At 44.6% G+C, this 1,184-nt stretch carries 1 pseudogene; it reads right to left on the minus strand.

Annotated features, from left to right (window positions below):
* Window positions 1-73: 73 nt before the first annotated feature.
* Window positions 74-1,111, minus strand: a pseudogene (locus tag QUA80_RS33640) (AAA family ATPase); the annotation flags it as partial.
* Window positions 1,112-1,184 lie beyond the last annotated feature (73 nt).

Genomic DNA, 1,184 nt, shown 5'->3' on the forward strand with positions numbered 1-1,184 from the left:
CTGTACCATACTCTGTGTCTTGGTTCTAGAATTTTTACCTTATTATAATACTGCCAGAGTGACAAAACAGGGTTAACTCCGCAAGTTCTCTCTCCAGCCGTTCTAAACGCTCTCTGGAAGCACTGTCTGTTTCTTTTTGCAGTGACAGCCGCTCCATTTCCAGTTGCAGAATTTTGCGATCGATTTCGTCTAATTCTTCTGGTTTGGAAGTAATTTCCATTTTTAGTTTAGCCGCAGATTCATCCACCAAATCAATAGCTTTGTCGGGTAGGAAGCGATCGCTAATATATCTCGCAGACAGAGTAGCTGCCGCAACTAACGCACTATCCGAAACCTTCACGCCGTGGTGTAACTCGTAGCGCTCTTTCAAACCGCGCAGAATTGAGATGGTATCTTCCACACTGGGCTGATCGACATACACCTGCTGAAAACGACGTTCCAAAGCCGCATCTTTTTCAATGTACTTGCGGTATTCATCTAGCGTGGTGGCACCAATACAGCGCAGTTCGCCGCGAGCAAGCATTGGCTTGAGCAAGTTGCTAGCATCCATCGATCCTTGTGTTGCACCCGCACCAACTACAGTGTGAATTTCGTCAATGAACAAGACGATTTTTCCCTGTGCTTCTTGGGTTTCTTTTAAGACAGCTTTCAGGCGTTCTTCAAATTCTCCCCGGTATTTGGCTCCGGCAATTAACGCACCCATGTCTAAAGCTATTAGTTTGCGATCGCGCAATGATTCTGGGACATCACCACTTACAATGCGCTGCGCTAATCCTTCTACAATTGCCGTTTTACCGACACCGGGTTCACCAATCAGCACAGGGTTATTTTTAGTCCGACGAGAAAGGATTTGAATCGTGCGACGAATTTCTTCATCTCGTCCAATCACTGGGTCGAGTATGCCCTCATGCGCCAATTGGGTTAAATCGCGTCCGTATTTTTCTAGCGCTTCATATTTAACTTCCGGATTTTGATCTGTCACTTTTTGACTCCCTCGAATCTGTTGAATGATGTTGCGGAGGTTTTTTTCATCCAGTCCAAATTCTTGAAACAACCCTTTACCAAAGCGATCGTCTTTGGCAAAGGCTAGTATTAAATGTTCAATAGAAATTGGACTTTGGACAAAAGCAAATTGGCTTCGCGAGTCTTTGACGCGAAGTAATACGTATCGATTATGAATAATT

The sequence above is a fragment of the Microcoleus sp. F4-D5 genome (genome assembly GCF_036704885.1).
Classification (GTDB): domain Bacteria; phylum Cyanobacteriota; class Cyanobacteriia; order Cyanobacteriales; family Microcoleaceae; genus Microcoleus.